Genomic DNA, 12,593 nt, shown 5'->3' with positions numbered 1-12,593 from the left:
AACCAAAATTGATTATGGCAACAGTAGCAAGACCAGCACATCAAAGAGAGCTTTTTGGACACCCCGTGGGATTGTATGTCCTCTTTTTTACCGAGATGTGGGAGCGGTTTTCCTATTATGGAATGCGTGCCATATTAGTTTTATATCTGGTTACACAGACTACGGACAAAAATCCGGGCCTTGGTTGGAGTAACGGGGAAGCATTGGCCCTTTATGGATGGTATACCATGTTGGTTTATGTGGCGTCCATTCCTGGAGGAATGATTGCTGACAAAATTCTTGGTCAAAAGAAATCGGTAATTCTAGGGGCCATCCTTTTGGTAATAGGGCATAGTGTTTTGGCCATCGAACAAATGTGGGCATTTTATACAGGACTTGGATTTATTATCGCTGGTGTGGGGATGTTAAAACCGAACATTTCCACGATGGTAGGGGGCTTATACAAAAAAGGGGATATAAGAAGGGATAAAGGTTTTACCATATTCTACATTGGAATTAATGTTGGCGCTTTCCTATCCAGTTTAATTGTTGGGTATGTGGGTGAAGTTTATGGATGGCATTACGGGTTTGGACTGGCCGGTATTTGTATGCTATTTGGGCTTATTCAATTTGTTTTCGGTCAAAAATACCTTACAGGGGTAGGTGATTATTTGGGAAAATCGGATCTTGAGGAAGATAGGGAAGCCCTAAAGCGGCCTTTGACCAAAATAGAAAGGGATAGGGTTATTGTGCTTGTGCTTTCCTTCTTAATGGTAATCGTGTTTTTTGGTGCGTTCGAGCAAGCTGGTGGTCTAATGAATATCTATGCCAAGGACTATACGAATCGGATGTTAATGGGATGGGAAGTTCCTGCATCTTGGTTTCAGTCGTTAAATGCGTTTTTTATCATAACCCTTGGAACCGCTGTAGCAGGTTATTGGGCGACAAGAAGATTAAAAGGCAAAGAGGCCTCTTCACTTTTTAAAATGTTGATGGGATTGATTATTATGGGGACCGGATTCTTGTTTATGACCGCCGCCACGGCCGAGTATCAAAGTACAGGAGCCTCGGCCATGTATTGGTTGGTATTGGCATACTTGTTCCATACGGTAGGGGAGCTGAGCCTATCGCCTGTATCCCTCTCATTTGTCACAAAGCTTGCTCCTGCCAAATATGCTTCCTCAATGATGGGAATTTATTTTGCCACTACAGGCCTGGGCAATAAAGTCGCCGGGTTGTTGGGTGAATCTGCTTCCCAATTTGGTGAATATACCGTATTTACGGGGATTGCCGTATTCTGCATTCTTTTTGGTCTTTTGATTTTTGTATTCCTCAAAAAATTGAAGGCTTTGACCCACGGAGCGGAGGATAACGAAAGAAAAATGGAAAGAACCTGAACCCTCCTAAGGAGATAACGGTTACCGTTCTGAAATGAGGTTAAAGTAATAGGCTCCCTTTTCCCCTGTATAGTGAAAAAGGACTTTCTTCTTCTCACATGTCATTTTCCATCTAGCAATGTAACTTTTATAGTTGCTACCATCTGCAATAATTACCTTTGGTTTTACTGAATCTATAAAGCGTTCCAAATTGATTTTTGGTGATTGGGTAACTACAACAAATTCTGGACTCATTTCATGGGAGGGGTAGACACCCAAACTGTCCAAAACCCATAATTTTTGCTTTTGTATTACATAATTATCCCGTAATTCCTTGTATTCTATTTTTTTTATGCGTTCAGCTACTTGGTAATTTTTTACCAATCGGGTCGTTCGGGAACTATCCTTGGTAATTACGTTCAGTTTTGTCCCCCTTTGGTGCAAAACAATGGAGTTTCGGGTCTGGTGTGCCAAGAAAAGTATTTCTTTTTCACGGGTTTGCCATACCGAGTAAAACAACCACAATTGAAATAGAATAATTGCTAAAAAAAAAGCAACGATCCTTTTGAAAGTAGGCTGGGACAGGATAAGAACTAAACTAATAATAATTACATAAGAAAGAAAAAGTTGTATGCCGCCAAATGGGATATCGCTAAAAATAAAAACTTCCTGTCGGGCAATCAGTTCAATAACGGAATTCATCCACCTGATGAGTCCGTTATAGATTTCTACAAGAAAGTCTGGTAGTATATTTAGAAGTGCCAGAAAAACGATTAGAATTCCACCTCCCAAAATCAATCCTAAAAAAGGAACTATCAATAGATTGGAAACAAAGAACAACCCTGGAAACTGATGAAAATAAAAGAGACTTATCGGCAGGACGCCCAATTGAGCGGCAATACTAACTGAAAACAATTGCCAAACTTTTCGGAGCAAACTATTTTTTGGAAACCACAACCGTTGTAGCAGGGGATAGATCCAAACTATGGCAAACACTGCTGCATAGCTCATTTGAAAACCTACCTGAAACAGTAATTTTGGATCTATCACCAAGAGGATAAAAAGTATGGACAGTGCCAGGATGTTAAAAGTATTGCTCGGACGATTAAGATATAGCGCATAGGCCACAAAGGAAAACATGGTAACTGCACGGACTACAGAAGCGGAGAGTCCGGCCAAAAAGGCAAAACCCCAGAGTAAGACTACCATAACCGCCAATTTAAAGGTCTTTCCTTTCGGTAACCGTTCCAGCGGTTTTAATACAAATTGAAGCAGTAGTAAAAGAATACCGATATGTAGTCCCGAAACCGCCAAAATATGGACGGCCCCTGCATTTTTGTAGTTGTTGTAAACGGATTCTGATATATCGTTTCGTTGTCCTAATAGCAAGGCCTGGATAATGCTGAGTTCTTCCTCTCCAAAATCGGTTTTCTGCAATTTGGAAATGATGCTATTTCTTAGTTGGGCCGCGGTCCCGTACAAAGTTGTGGATGGATTTTCCATAAGTACGAATGAACCGTAGGACGATTTTAGTTGATGATGGACACCCAACCCCTGCATATACTTTTTGTAATTGAACTGATGCGGGTTCAAGGACGGGCCAATGGGATTTAAACGGGAGATCATAATCAATTCATCGTCCACCTTAAGTTCCTGTTTTGTGGAATCCCTTGGAAAAGCCAACAGGATTTTTCCCGAAGCCCTTATAGTATCTATGGCTTGTAATGCTACAAGAAATCTATTGGAGAAGGTTGTCGGTTTTAAAACTTCTTTGACCTTGACATAATACCTATGATCGCCCTGAAAATTTGTGTGGGTATAGTGATCAGGTAAATTTTTTGGCTCGGAATAGGAAATTGCCAGTATCCCAATACCTATGGTAGTCAGCATGACCAGGATTCCAAAGAAAATGGAATCACTTCTTTTTTTGTCAAAAAATAAATAATAAAGTAAGGTGAAAAGGAAGAGGCTAAAGACCGTGACCATGGCGTAAAGAAGCCCGAAATTAATGTAACTGCCGAGCAAGATGCCAACAACAAGAAATAGCGTAAGTTTTATGGGAACAAATTGGAGTAAACGCATCCTATAAAATGCGGGTAGCCTTTATAAAAGCATAGTTCCAATAGCCCTCCCTGAGGGATGAAACAATAACACCACGTGAGGAGGAAGCATGTATAAACTTGATATCATCACCCTCTACTGCAACTACCAACCCTACATGATTTATCCGTTTCCCACGCCTTAATGTCCTAAAGAAGAGCAGGTCACCTTTGGACACATGTTCTATTCGTATCCGTTTGCCTTCTTCGGCCATATGGTAAGAAGTTCTTGGTAACTTAATATCATGCTCACCAAAGGCCACATATAAAAGCCCGGAACAGTCCATACCCTTTCGCGTTGTACCTCCGTATTTATAACGCACTCCGGAAAAAGTGAGGGCCGTATTGATAATCTCATCCGCTTTGGATAAAACGGGTTTTTCAATACTTTCCTTGGTTTCTTCTTCTAAAACTATGATATCGTTGGAAGCTGGTACAGTTACCTTAGGAGTTTTGGAATAGGTAGTTTTTTTCTTGACTACACCACAACTGGTAATAAGAATTAAAAATAAAATAGAAAAAACATTACGCATGCACCAAGTAATTCTCCCTCTTTATAGCTGTAGAAAAGGGAACTTGGAAACCAAAATTAAAGAAATATTTTAAAAAGGAACGATTTTATTCTCTAATCCCTCAGTTCGTGTAGAATCAGTTCGGCGGTTTTTTCACTTGCCCCTTTGCCGCCTAGCTTCCTTTCAAGCTCAAAATAAGCTTCAAATTGTGCCGTTCTAAAAGGCCCTTCCAAGATTTTGGACAGTTCCGAACTCAGGTTTTTGGTGTTGAGCTCATTTTGAATCAATTCCTTCACCACTTCCTTTCCCATGATAAGATTTACCAATGAAATGTAATCCAATGTAATGATTCGTTTGGCAATCTGATATGAAAACCAATTGGCCCGATAACAAACAACTTGTGGAATTTTAAAAAGTGCGGTTTCCAAAGTAGCAGTACCACTGGTGACGAGTGCTGCATAGGAATGGCTCAGCAGGTCATATGTCCTGTTAGAGACAAAACCAACATTGGGATTGTTCAAAAAGGGCGTATAAAAATTACGTTCAAGACTAGGTGCCCCGGCTATTACAAATTCGTAATTCGGGAAGGAGGGCATTACGGAAAGCATCAAAGTAAGCATTTTTTGTACCTCTTGTTTTCGGCTTCCGGGCAGCAAGGCAATAATTGGTTTTTTGGCATCCAGATTATTCTGTGCCCTAAACTCCAGTTCTCCCATTCGGGGTCTGGTGGTTATGGCATCAATTAAAGGATGGCCTACAAAATGGACAGGATACCCATGCTTGTTTTCGTAGAAATCCTTTTCAAAGGGAAGGATTACGTACATCGTATCGATATCCCGCTTAATATCCTTTATCCTGCTCTCCCTAGAAGCCCATATCTGGGGTGAGATATAGTACGCCGTCTTAAAGCCATTTAATTTTGCCCATTTTGCAATGCGAAGGTTAAAGCCGGAAAAATCAATAAAAACAACGATATCAGGTGCAAACTGTTGAATGTCCTCCTTACAGAATTTGATGTTTTTCGCAATGGTTCCCAGGTTCATGACTACCTCCAAAAACCCCATAAAGGCCATTTCTTTGTAATGTTTGGCTAAATTACCGCCGGCCTGTTGCATTAAATCACCGCCCCAACATCTAATCCGGGCATCCGTATCCTTGATTTTTAAAGCCTTGATGAGATTAGACCCATGCAAATCCCCTGATGCTTCCCCCGCTATAATGTAGTACTTCATACTTCGTAAAGATCAAAATTTTAAAGCACCAAATGTCAAAGTTAAAGTTAATAGCTCATTTATGGAACCATGCCATATTTTACCCTTAAAATTGGATTTCAAAAAATTTTGTAAAACAATATAATTAGGGCGGTTAAAATCGTAGCGATCAATACCCCTTTGGCACGTTGATCTCTTCGGATTTTCAAAAAACCGAAAAAAGCCAGTAAATTCAGGACAGCACCCAAGGCCAGCAAGCTACCTACATGGTCTTGTTCTACGGCGGCGTTAAGAGTATCCATTATGCCCAAATCGGAAAATAAAAGAATATATAAAAGTGTTCCTAAGGTATTGGCAATAATGCCTACCGCAAAACCTATGAAGAGCTCTTTCTTAACATTCATGTTCAAAACTTATTATGTGTTTATTTTCTTGGGGTTGTAATTAATTCAATTTTGCGGGTCGCCATATCTGTGATGTCCTATTTTACACCGAAAATTATAAATCCCACGTATTCAACTGTTGAATGGCATGGTAGGCAGTAAGATCAAACTGGGTGGGAACCAGTGAAATATAGCCTTGGCTCAGCGCCCATTCATCCGTATCCTCACCATGATCTAAAAGCTCAAATTCTCCTGTAAGCCAATAATAATCCTTGCCCATTGGATTTGTCCGCTTATCAAACTTTTCCTTCCAGTTGGCCCGCGCCTGCCTACATACCTTTATTCCGTTTATGCCGTTGTCTTCCGTCTTTGGCACATTAACGTTGAGCACAACCCCATTGGGAATGCCATTTTCCAGGGATTCCCGAACAATTTTCTGAATATAGGGGCCACAAGGCGCAAAATTGGCTTCCCAAGAATAATCACATAAAGAAAACCCTATGGCAGGTACCCCTTCAATACCTGCCTCTATGGCAGCACTCATTGTACCCGAATATATGACATTAATGGACGAATTGGAGCCATGATTTATACCACTGACACAGATATCGGGTTTGCGTTCCAGAAGCTCTTGGAGCGCCAGTTTTACACAGTCCGCTGGGGTTCCGCTACAACTGTATTCTTCTATTGCCCCGTTATCAAAATCGACCTGCATTTTTTGGGAATATAGTGTATTGTCCAAAGTAATGGCGTGCCCCATACCGGATTGTGGACTGTCCGGGGCAACTACCACAACATCGCCCAATTCCTTCATGTAATTGACCAAAGCCCTTAATCCCGGAGCGGTGATACCATCATCATTGGTGACCAAAATCAAAGGTTTTGCCATAGAATATACTTTATGCCACAAAAATACGTTTAAAAAAAAGATATGTCCCAAATGTCCATTAACAAAAAATTAATGCTTCCGTGTTACCTACTGGCATGGTTTTTTCAGTATATTAGGGAATTATAGAAATTTATGTAAGTACGGCCTTCTTCAATGTATTTAATCGTTGAATAATCGCCCTAAACTATAAAACTAGTATGAAAAAGAATTTTATCTACGCTCTGTTGTTAATGCTCGTTGCAGTGGCATCCTGTAGTTTTACCAACAAGTCTTTTGAAAATGATGATAAGGATAAGTTGTTGTTAGATCTTATTACTTATGTTTTGGAAAAAGGGCACTATGAACCCAAAGATATAGATGATGATTTTTCGGTTAGTGTTTTTGAGGATTTTATAGATATTATAGACCCTACAAAACGCTATTTTTTGGAGGAGGATATCCTGGAATTCGAGCAATACAAATTTCAAATAGACGACCAAATAAAGAATACGGATATTAGCTTTTTTAATCTGGTTTATGACCGTTTGATGAAGCGAATGAATGATGCCAAGGAGTTATACAAGGATGTATTGGCGGAGCCTTTTGACTACAATAAGAAGGAAACCATAAATATTAACTATGATGAAGAGTCATTTGCCTCTTCCAAAAAAGAACTAAAGGAGCGTTGGAGAAAGCAACTGAAATATGCTACCCTGGGTACCTATGATGCCAAATTGGACATCAACACAAGTGCAAAGAGCGGTGGAGCATCCGGAGGAGACATCGCTATGGTGGATACGAAGCGTCCCTTGGACAGTAATTATAAAAATAGCTCCTCGGACAGGCCTTTAACCATTGTTGAGGTTGAGGTGGCTGCTAGGGAGTCCACCAAGAAAACTTTGGACGAGTTTTTCGATTTTGTAGATGACTTGGAACGTAAGGATTGGTTTGTACAGTACATTAATACCATTGTTGATGAATTTGATCCGCATACCTATTACTTTGCACCGGACGATAAGGATAAGTTTGATATGAGTATGTCCGGCAAGTTTGAGGGGATTGGTGCACGTCTCCAAAAAAAACCTGAGGGCGCCAAAATTGTCGAGATTATCTCGGGTGGACCTGTTTGGAGGGACCAACGTTTGGATGTTGGGGATGAAATCATAAAAGTGGGCCAAAACGGTGAAGAGCCCATAGATATTGTGGGCATGCGTCTAGACGATGCGATTAAACTGATAAAAGGACCGGAGGGTACCGTTGTAGATCTTACCGTACGTAAGGTGGATGGCTCTGTTGAAATAGTTTCCCTTACGCGGGACGTGGTAGAGCTGGAAGAGTCTTATGCCAAATCGGCCAATATTATTAAGGATAACCAAAAATTCGGGCTCATCAATCTCCCAAAATTCTATGTGGATTTTAACGATTATAGCGAACGCAATGCCGCTAGTGACGTAGCCAAAGAAGTAGAGCGGCTCAAAGAAGAAGGCGTAGAAGGATTGATATTGGATTTACGCGATAATGGAGGGGGCTCGTTAAAGACCGTTGTGGAAATGGCCGGCCTATTCATAAAGGATGGACCAATTGTACAGGTGCGATCTAGTGGAAAAGGAAAGGACGTATATGATGACAAGGATGAACGAATCCAATGGGATGGACCTTTGGTGATTTTGGTGAATGAACTTTCCGCTTCGGCATCCGAGATTTTGGCAGCGGCCATGCAGGATTATAAAAGAGCTGTGGTTATTGGTAGTAAACAGACCTTTGGTAAGGGCACGGTACAAAATGTAATCCCGCTGGACAATATTGTCCGTAGCAATGAGCATGGAGATTTAGGTGCCATAAAATTGACTACGCAAAAATTCTATAGAATCAACGGAGGCTCTACCCAATTGGAAGGTGTAAAAAGCGATGTTGTGGTTCCGGACAAATACAGTTATATCGATTTAGGGGAAAGGGATCAATCCAACCCTTTAAAATGGGACAAAATATCCCCAGCGGATTATGAGATATGGGACGGTTATATAGATTATGAGCAAACCATTGCGAACAGTAATAAGCGTATGGCGGCGAATGCACAAATTAAAATGATTGAGGAAAATGCACAATGGTTAAAGAAAGAACAGGACGAAACGATTATTTCCTTAAAATACGATGTATACAAGGAAGAGGAAAAAAAGGACAAGGAAAGAAGTGATTATTTCAAATCCATTTCTGAATACGATTCCCATCTTACTTTTACTTCCTTGAAATATGAGAAGGAACTTTTTACCCAAGATTCGGTCTTGCGTGAAAAGAGAGATCGCTGGCATAAGAATTTGGCCAAGGATGTCTATGTAGAAGAAGCGGTAAATGTTTTGCAAGATCTAAAGATCAATAATATAAAACATGGCAAGCTGGCCATAAAGGATTAAAGTATCTACATTTCATTGATATAAGAGCCTCAACCTATAGTTGAGGCTTTGTTTTTGAAAATAATACTGTTTATTTCCCAAAATTGGAATTTGAAGAGACCTTTTTATCAAAGAGTGTTATCTCATAAATAGCTTTATTCCAATAGCTACTTTATCTTTGCGGACTTATACCATTAGTCATGGCAGATTCTAGAAGGGCATCTACCCGCTTTATGCGGAAGATGCAGCGCAAGGTAGATAACCAGCAACACATTATATCCTTTCTGTTATGTATTCTAGCGGCCCTTGGAGGTGTCTTCTTGTTGCGAGACGCTACTTTTACCCAACCCCAGTACTATGTTCTATTCCTTTTATTTTTTTCGGTAGGTCTTTGGATCACCGAGGCCATACCGCCCTTTGCCGTAGGTCTTTTTATCATAGGGTTTTTAGTCTTTACGTTGGGAAATCCCGCCATAAACAGTCCGGACTCCCCAAACTTTATTGAATACGGACAATTTATAAACACCTGGAGCGACAGTGTTATTTGGCTTATCCTGGGAGGCTTTTTTTTGGCGTTGGCCATGGAAAAAACCGGATTGGACGTAGAGGTATTCAAACTTTCCGTCGTGCGTTTTGGGAAAAGACCCAAAAATGTTCTTTTGAGTATTATGTTGGCCACGGCCCTGGCTTCTATGGTGATGTCCAATACGGCTACAACAGCTATGATGATTGTCTCCATTGCCCCCTTACTGAATACTTTGGATGCTAAGGAACCTTTTGTAAAGGCCCTTTTATTGGGAATACCGGCAGCTGCGGCAATTGGTGGAATGGGTACCGTTATAGGTTCTCCACCTAATGCCATTGCTGTAGATGCGATAAATACAATGAGGGGACTACCTTTTAAGATAGGTTTTTTGGAATGGATGTTATTTGGTGTCCCGGTTGCATTATTGTTGGTATTTATCTTATGGTATATTTTAACCCATGTTTATAAATCCGATCTTATAGAACTGAACATGGATTTTCTTAAGCCTAACAAAAAACCCGATGCCGAAGAGTTGATACAAATGGAAGAACGAAAGGCGCAGCGACGAATTGTGCTTGGGGTGATGTTATTGACCATTTTATTATGGTTGACAGGGAACATCCACGGTATTTCCCCTGCCATGGTTTCCGGCTTGCCCATCTTGGTGTTTACCATGCTGAGTATTACAACAGGCGATGATGTACGTACTATTCCTTGGGATACCCTAATGTTGGTGGCTGGAGGGTTATCCCTTGGCCTTTCCATTCAACAAACAGGGCTGGGCGAGTACTTTGTAGGGAAAATGGAAGATGTGGAATTGGGCTTTTGGATATTGGTACTCGTATTTGCGTTTATTACGGTATTGTTTTCCAACATCATGAGCAACACGGCAACGGCTACTATTTTGATTCCCATTGCCAGTATATGGTCGGTATCCAATCCTATGGTGTTACCCTTGGTCATTGGTTTAAGTGCGTCCTGTGCCCTGTTTCTTCCCGTATCTACTCCACCCAATGCCATTGCATTCAGCACGGGAAAGCTATCCCAAGCAGATTTTAGGCTCAATGGTTCAGTGGCTGGTATTTTAGGCCCCTTCCTTATTATACTATGGGTTTACTGCTTAACCCTGTTCATGTCCTAACAAAGAGATTATTGACCCCCTTTTTTGGAAAGGTGCCTGATCGTCTACGAGACAGAAACATCCTTTAGTTTGTCAGCATGCATTTTACGGAGTTTTGCCAGTTTAGGGGTAATCACGGCACTGCAGTAGCCCTGAGAGGAATTATTGGCATAATAGTCCTGATGATACTCCTCTGCTTCGTAAAAAATATCCAATGGACTAATTTCCGTAACAATAGGTTCGTTAAAGTACGGAGCTACGTTTTGGATTACACCCTTGGCGATTTCTTTTTGTTCCTCGTTGTGATAATAAATAACAGATCGGTATTGCGTACCTACATCCGCACCTTGGCGATTTAAGGTGGTTGGATCATGGCTTGTCATAAAAATGGTTAGGACATCTGTATATGAAATTTGGTTTTTGTCAAAATAAATTTGCACCACTTCCGCATGTCCTGTTTTTCCCGAACATACCTCACGGTAGGTAGGTTTGCCTGGAGCGTTGCCACCGCTATAACCGGAGACCACTTTTTCCACACCTTTTACTTGCCTAAAAACGGCTTCCACACACCAAAAACAGCCACCTCCCACCGTGGCCAATCCTAAATTCGTATTGTTCATAGTTTTACTTCAATTTTTAATTTTATCAATCATCAATCATCAATCATAAACCGTTTAACCCTTTATCTTTTCCAGTTTTGAATCACTGTCCAGTTTTTGCAACCGCATAGATTCGGAGTTGATACAATACCGCAATCCACTAGGTTCCGGTCCGTCAGGGAATACATGCCCCAGATGGGCATCACAGGTGTTGCACATTACTTCCACTCGAATCATCCCATAAGAAGAATCCCTTTCATATTTAATGGCATTCTCTTTAATAGGTTGGGTAAAACTGGGCCAACCTGTACCGGAATCGAATTTTATAGTGGAATCAAAAAGCGGTGTATCACAGCAAATACAGTTATACTTCCCCGCTTCATAAATACTGCAGAATTCCCCGGTATGGGGAGCTTCCGTACCTTTTTTCCGGGTAATTCTAAACTGTTCCGGGCTAAGCAGTTCCCTCCATTCGGATTCAGTCTTTTCTACCCTTCGGTCGGGTTTTGGATTTCCTTTGATACTAAAATGTATGATATCTTTCCAGTTCAGCATTTTTTTGTTTATCTATTGAAAAATCTATTAAAACTCCAATACAATTTACACATAACTGATTGAAGAAATAAATTGTTTTAGTCGATTTTTTAAATGAATACTTACAGGTACAGGACTATTGGCAAGTTATGGGATTACGTTAAATTTGGCATATGGTTCGTGCAAAATCCCGGGATAAAAATAGGAAGATATACACCGTTCTAATTTTGTGCTGTATCATTGGTTTTTGGGCTTTTGAAAATTTTTATACCCCGGACACTTATTCCGCTGAAGACAACAATAATCCTAAGACCGCAATTCCTAATATCTATCTTCCCAGCTCCACAACGGGCGTTCTCATAGAGCATAATCACTTTATGTTGTCCTACAACGAACCTTTTGAACAAGCCGAATGGGTAGCCTACATCTTAAAAAAGGAACATCTGACCCGAGATGATCGGAAGCGACCTTACTTCATCGAAGACCCTAAAATAAGGACCAAATCTGCCGATTGGCGCAATTATAGGGGCTCTGGCTATGACCGTGGCCATCTCTGCCCAGCCGGGGATCGCAGATTTTCGGAACAGGCGTACAACGAAACGTTTTACACGAGTAACATTAGTCCACAGAATAATGACTTTAATTCCGGTATCTGGAACCGATTGGAAATGCAGGTGCGCCAATGGTCAAAAAGATATGGAGAGGTATTTGTAGTAACCGGGGGTATTCTTGAAGATGGACTTTTGGAAATAGGGGAGGAAGATGTTGATGTCCCTAACTATTATTACAAGATAATCTCTAGGCGTGATGGGAAAAACTTAAAGGTAATAGCCTTCTTGATGCCCGCGAAGGAGACTAATCAGCCACTTAGGAAATTTCTCGTTCCGGTAGATGAAATCGAGGAAAGGACCCAAATTGATTTTTTTGAGCACCTTGATACCGAAATGGAATTGGATTTGGAAAAGGGAATTGCTACAAAGGACTGGAAGTTTTAGG

General features: G+C 40.8%; 11 protein-coding genes. 4 read left to right on the top strand and 7 right to left on the bottom strand.

Annotation, left to right across the window (positions count from 1 at the left end; translation table 11 throughout):
• Nucleotides 1-14: 14 nt before the first annotated feature.
• Nucleotides 15-1,376, top strand: coding sequence for a peptide MFS transporter (locus ACP2AF_RS02145; protein WP_425234598.1), 1,362 nt, complete (start codon nt 15-17; stop codon nt 1,374-1,376).
• A 21-nt stretch (nt 1,377-1,397) separates the two neighbouring features.
• Here ACP2AF_RS02145 and ACP2AF_RS02140 read toward each other — a convergent pair whose 3' ends face one another.
• The 5 genes from ACP2AF_RS02140 to surE all read right to left on the bottom strand — a co-directional run bounded on the left by ACP2AF_RS02140 (nt 1,398) and on the right by surE (nt 6,449).
• Complete coding sequence (locus tag ACP2AF_RS02140; protein ID WP_425234597.1) at nt 1,398-3,437, bottom strand: ComEC/Rec2 family competence protein; 2,040 nt, start codon at nt 3,435-3,437, stop codon at nt 1,398-1,400.
• Nucleotide 3,438: 1 nt separating this feature from the next.
• Entirely contained in the window at nt 3,439-3,987 is a 549-nt protein-coding gene (locus tag ACP2AF_RS02135) for a C40 family peptidase (protein ID WP_425234596.1), read from the bottom strand.
• Between the two features lie 92 nt (nt 3,988-4,079).
• Nucleotides 4,080-5,198, bottom strand: a complete 1,119-nt coding sequence (lpxB, locus tag ACP2AF_RS02130; RefSeq protein WP_425234595.1) for a lipid-A-disaccharide synthase — start codon at nt 5,196-5,198, stop codon at nt 4,080-4,082.
• A 98-nt stretch (nt 5,199-5,296) separates the two neighbouring features.
• On the bottom strand, nt 5,297-5,581 hold the full coding sequence (locus tag ACP2AF_RS02125; RefSeq protein ID WP_425234594.1) for a hypothetical protein: 285 nt from the start codon (nt 5,579-5,581) through the stop codon (nt 5,297-5,299).
• A 94-nt stretch (nt 5,582-5,675) separates the two neighbouring features.
• Nucleotides 5,676-6,449 carry a 5'/3'-nucleotidase SurE gene (surE, locus tag ACP2AF_RS02120; RefSeq protein ID WP_425234593.1) on the bottom strand — a complete coding sequence of 258 codons (774 nt, stop codon included), beginning with the start codon at nt 6,447-6,449 and terminating at the stop codon, nt 5,676-5,678.
• A 197-nt stretch (nt 6,450-6,646) separates the two neighbouring features.
• Here surE and ACP2AF_RS02115 point away from each other — a divergent pair, with 197 nt between their 5' ends.
• Complete coding sequence (locus tag ACP2AF_RS02115; protein ID WP_425234592.1) at nt 6,647-8,839, top strand: carboxy terminal-processing peptidase; 2,193 nt, start codon at nt 6,647-6,649, stop codon at nt 8,837-8,839.
• 179 nt (nt 8,840-9,018) lie between these two features.
• Nucleotides 9,019-10,485 carry an SLC13 family permease gene (locus ACP2AF_RS02110; RefSeq protein WP_425234591.1) on the top strand — a complete coding sequence of 489 codons (1,467 nt, stop codon included), beginning with the start codon at nt 9,019-9,021 and terminating at the stop codon, nt 10,483-10,485.
• 44 nt (nt 10,486-10,529) lie between these two features.
• Here ACP2AF_RS02110 and msrA read toward each other — a convergent pair whose 3' ends face one another.
• Nucleotides 10,530-11,084, bottom strand: a complete 555-nt coding sequence (msrA, locus tag ACP2AF_RS02105) for a peptide-methionine (S)-S-oxide reductase MsrA (RefSeq protein ID WP_425234590.1) — start codon at nt 11,082-11,084, stop codon at nt 10,530-10,532.
• A gap of 54 nt (nt 11,085-11,138) precedes the next feature.
• Nucleotides 11,139-11,618: a peptide-methionine (R)-S-oxide reductase MsrB gene (gene msrB, locus ACP2AF_RS02100; RefSeq protein WP_425234589.1), complete on the bottom strand. Its 480-nt coding sequence runs from the start codon at nt 11,616-11,618 to the stop codon at nt 11,139-11,141.
• A gap of 152 nt (nt 11,619-11,770) precedes the next feature.
• Between msrB and ACP2AF_RS02095 the strand changes: the two genes are divergently transcribed.
• Nucleotides 11,771-12,592, top strand: a complete 822-nt coding sequence (locus tag ACP2AF_RS02095) for a DNA/RNA non-specific endonuclease (RefSeq protein ID WP_425234588.1) — start codon at nt 11,771-11,773, stop codon at nt 12,590-12,592.
• The last annotated feature ends 1 nt before the right edge of the window (nt 12,593 follow it).

This window comes from Ulvibacterium sp. (assembly GCF_965248315.1).
GTDB lineage: Bacteria > Bacteroidota > Bacteroidia > Flavobacteriales > Flavobacteriaceae > Ulvibacterium.
Note: the sequence above shows the minus strand (reverse complement) of the source record. Positions and strands in the feature narration are given on the sequence as shown.

What these genes read in the sequence shown, in the direction of transcription:
- ACP2AF_RS02145 (WP_425234598.1), top strand. Translation starts at nt 15, where the DNA reads ATGGCAACAGTAGCAAGACCAGCACATCAAAGAGAGCTTTTTGGACAC.
- ACP2AF_RS02140 (WP_425234597.1), bottom strand. Translation starts at nt 3,437, where the DNA reads ATGCGTTTACTCCAATTTGTTCCCATAAAACTTACGCTATTTCTTGTT.
- ACP2AF_RS02135 (WP_425234596.1), bottom strand. Translation starts at nt 3,987, where the DNA reads ATGCGTAATGTTTTTTCTATTTTATTTTTAATTCTTATTACCAGTTGT.
- lpxB (WP_425234595.1), bottom strand. Translation starts at nt 5,198, where the DNA reads ATGAAGTACTACATTATAGCGGGGGAAGCATCAGGGGATTTGCATGGG.
- ACP2AF_RS02125 (WP_425234594.1), bottom strand. Translation starts at nt 5,581, where the DNA reads ATGAATGTTAAGAAAGAGCTCTTCATAGGTTTTGCGGTAGGCATTATT.
- surE (WP_425234593.1), bottom strand. Translation starts at nt 6,449, where the DNA reads ATGGCAAAACCTTTGATTTTGGTCACCAATGATGATGGTATCACCGCT.
- ACP2AF_RS02115 (WP_425234592.1), top strand. Translation starts at nt 6,647, where the DNA reads ATGAAAAAGAATTTTATCTACGCTCTGTTGTTAATGCTCGTTGCAGTG.
- ACP2AF_RS02110 (WP_425234591.1), top strand. Translation starts at nt 9,019, where the DNA reads ATGGCAGATTCTAGAAGGGCATCTACCCGCTTTATGCGGAAGATGCAG.
- msrA (WP_425234590.1), bottom strand. Translation starts at nt 11,084, where the DNA reads ATGAACAATACGAATTTAGGATTGGCCACGGTGGGAGGTGGCTGTTTT.
- msrB (WP_425234589.1), bottom strand. Translation starts at nt 11,618, where the DNA reads ATGCTGAACTGGAAAGATATCATACATTTTAGTATCAAAGGAAATCCA.
- ACP2AF_RS02095 (WP_425234588.1), top strand. Translation starts at nt 11,771, where the DNA reads ATGGTTCGTGCAAAATCCCGGGATAAAAATAGGAAGATATACACCGTT.